Below are 2,978 nucleotides of genomic sequence, written 5' to 3' on the forward strand. Positions count from 1 at the left end.
TCCTCAGGGTAGATAAATCTCAGAATGCTATCACTGTCGATAAAGGAAACGTCAACCACCTCGGGATTTCTTTCGTAAAGCCTCTTGAGCAACTCCCTGATTCCTTCTCCATCGTTGAGAGTCGCCCTTATCTCCTGCGCTCCAGTTGAAAGGGCTGAATCCAGTCTGTTTAGGTGTTCCTGGATAGTGATCCGAACGCCTCTCAAGAGCTTATCCGGAGCCGGATCTTCTTTGCAGGATTCAAGTTCATTTGTCAATACGAACGTCCAGCCATTCTTCTGTGAACGTCTGTAATGAGCAATTTCAAGAGGGTATGCACTTCCAATGAGAAAAGTGTTCGAATCTTCCTCAAGAATCTCGAACCCCTTACTTATGCCCGGAACACGAGTGCCGAGCGAGCCTAAAAGCAGAGCTGCGTTATCCGACAGCGCAAACGTTTTCTGACCTCAAAAGCGCAGAAGTGTGGTCGCGGTGAAGGTTGAAACCGTGAGATCATTTCGAGATTCCAGCTGTCGAATAAGGCAGAGAGCCCCACAAATGAAGTTACGAATCCATCTTCAATTACTGGAATCCAAATACGATAGAACGCTTGCCGGTAGATCTGCTCATTACCCGATACCCTGAAACTTCGTGGCCGCTCTGAAGAATCGGAAAGTAGCCTCTATCCGAGAGGTTTAGACCTGTCCAGTCCCTCTGAACGGTATAGTAGTCTCCTTTGGCTTCGATATACATGGCGAGACCTTCATAACTTTCGTTGAAGATCATCAAGAGAGGCTCAATATTCAACCAGTCGCCGGAAAGCACTTCCTGTGTATTTGACAGAACCCTTAGGGCGGCCATTATTCCATCCACTCTCTCTTCAAATGATGAGATCAGCAGGTTTAGAATATTGGAAATGTTTCCATCTGCAGTTATTTCAATCTCCTGCTTGATCTGCGGACAGCATTGAGTCGGCGTCTTTGCTAATCTCGATCATGCCTGTCGAGAGCAGAAATGTGCAAACATAGAGCAATAAAACCAAAAGAAACGACTTTTGGTTCATTCTTCCCCCTTTATTATTCATTTGATGCAACAGCTGAATTATATCCCGAGCGTCAGTCGTTACCGCCATGCCAGACCGGGAGGATCCCTTTAACGAGTAGAATTCCGGTACGATCTTAGGAAATCCTTGAGATACTTGTCGAGAGAGCTTTTCACCAGTCAGACTCTCCCTCGACACAGTATTCAGATCAACAAATGGCACGAAATTGCATGCTAGCTATCAAATGAGATCAAGAATCGATGGAGGAATGGGAATGAAGAAAGGGTTTTCACTTGTTGAGTTGCTCATAGTGCTTGCCGTTATTGCATCAATCATTGCCGTCTCTACACCTCTTGCCCTTAACGCTATAAGAAAGGCCAGGGCAACTGCCGTCGCTTCAGACTTCAAGACTCTATCGAGAGCTATTTCTTCTTCAATATATCTCGGTGATGGAATACCATCGTCGGTCGACAGTCTCGGAAGAAATGTTAGCAGCGATTACGGAGTTGCCTGGAGCGATAATGAAGGCGTCTATGACTTCGTTATATTCACCAATAAAGAAGTGGATACTTCTACACTCTACACACTGCTTACAAATACGGGTTCTGGCTTTCCGGCTGGAGAGTACGAATTCCTCCCCGGAGGAGCTGCCAGTTCTGAGAACTCAAAGGCCTATTACCACGTCTATCTTGACGGAGGCGGTAATCAGACGGTTTCTTCGGGTCTGAATCTATCCTTTACGGGTCTGAATAGATTACCGTTCGTTCACTCAACAGGGACATGGAACGTTGATACTTCTGGAATAATGAGTAATCCTGGAGATGGAAAGCAGAGCCGTGGTATTCTTGATGTTGACGAAAACTGGAAGGACTACGACATAACTGTAAACTTGTACTATACAGGGCCAACTTCTGAAAGTCAGAAAGGCGGTTATGCAGTTTTCTTTCGAGCTACCGGAGAAGACGCTCATTCGAACCTCTCTGCCTATGCTTTCAAATTCGATGTGACAAAGGAGACTTTCGAATTCTCAAGATTCTCCGGATACAATGAGGAGGTCATCGCTAGCTCACAAATTCCCTCGAACATTATCGCAAGTGATGGCGATCATACAATAGAAATTTCGGCAAGAGGCCAAAATTTCACCTTCTACTTCAACGGGAACGAAGTACTCACAGCCACCGACAGCAGCGAAAGCAAACTTACTAATGGAAGAGTTGGGCTGAGAGCCTGGCATAACACCAGCGTCATTTTCAAAAACGTCACTATCAAGCCTTTATAACAAACGCCTTTAGATCTAGCGGAGAAACTGGATTCTTTCCGCTTCAATGAAAAGCGAAATGCATTTCCACGAGAACTTTAAAAGACTCTGCAGGTTGTATTGTCTCAACAGTTGAGAGGTGTAAGATTCCTGTCGGGGCCTGAAAAGTTTGAAGACATTGATCTTTCTCTTGTTAGCTCTTCTATTTGTGTGCTCTTTTACTCTTGCAATGCCTTCGCTCGGTCTTATAAGCGCCCTGGCAAAGACTGAATCGCTTTCGAATACGCCTCTGTTGGGCTTTGTCGGTATAGACGTTATCGGTCTCGACCTGAGGTGGAATCTGGGCCCACTATTAGCCGGTCTTGCAACGCCCTTTATGATGTTTACGCTTTCGAAAGATTCCGGTCTGGGATGCAACACGATACTACCGGGCATCGCCTGATACGGCTACGTCGGAGCAAAAATCGGTTTTGACCTTATCTACATCCGGGGCGATGTCGCGCATACGCTGGCGCTGGGGCCTCAACAGCTCGGGTTCTCTCCAGTGAGACTTGGCGTCGGGTTCGAGGCAGGCAGGATGTGTTTGAATTCAACATTGTCGTACCGTAGAAAATGGGACCTCTGAAACCGGTCAGTCCCTATTTTCGCTTCTCGTCTTCTCGTGAGCGGAGCGAACGTCTCGACAGTGCTCTTTCTCGA

At 46.5% G+C, this 2,978-nt stretch carries 4 protein-coding genes; 2 read left to right on the forward strand and 2 right to left on the reverse strand.

All coding sequences use genetic code 11. The features are described from left to right. Positions 1 to 257 (reverse strand): PDC sensor domain-containing protein (locus B3N33_RS10520; RefSeq protein WP_292593287.1); only part of this gene is annotated, 257 nt, incomplete at its 3' end. A gap of 304 nt (positions 258 to 561) precedes the next feature. Continuing rightward, complete coding sequence (locus B3N33_RS10525; protein ID WP_214060996.1) at positions 562 to 840, reverse strand: hypothetical protein; 279 nt, start codon at positions 838 to 840, stop codon at positions 562 to 564. A gap of 455 nt (positions 841 to 1,295) precedes the next feature. Here B3N33_RS10525 and B3N33_RS10530 point away from each other — a divergent pair, with 455 nt between their 5' ends. Together B3N33_RS10530 and B3N33_RS10535 are read left to right on the forward strand one after the other, a co-directional pair. Further along, positions 1,296 to 2,300 carry a family 16 glycoside hydrolase gene (locus B3N33_RS10530; protein WP_292593289.1) on the forward strand — a complete coding sequence of 335 codons (1,005 nt, stop codon included), beginning with the start codon at positions 1,296 to 1,298 and terminating at the stop codon, positions 2,298 to 2,300. 148 nt (positions 2,301 to 2,448) lie between these two features. Beyond that, positions 2,449 to 2,721, forward strand: a complete 273-nt coding sequence (locus B3N33_RS10535; protein ID WP_292593291.1) for a hypothetical protein — start codon at positions 2,449 to 2,451, stop codon at positions 2,719 to 2,721. Positions 2,722 to 2,978 lie beyond the last annotated feature (257 nt).

Source organism: Mesotoga sp. UBA5825 (genome assembly GCF_002432955.1).
Taxonomy (GTDB): domain Bacteria; phylum Thermotogota; class Thermotogae; order Petrotogales; family Kosmotogaceae; genus Mesotoga.

Bases quoted from the DNA above. Each gene is read 5' to 3' on its own strand.
- B3N33_RS10525 (WP_214060996.1), bottom strand. From the start codon at position 840: ATGGCCGCCCTAAGGGTTCTGTCAAATACACAGGAAGTGCTTTCCGGC.
- B3N33_RS10530 (WP_292593289.1), top strand. From the start codon at position 1,296: ATGAAGAAAGGGTTTTCACTTGTTGAGTTGCTCATAGTGCTTGCCGTT.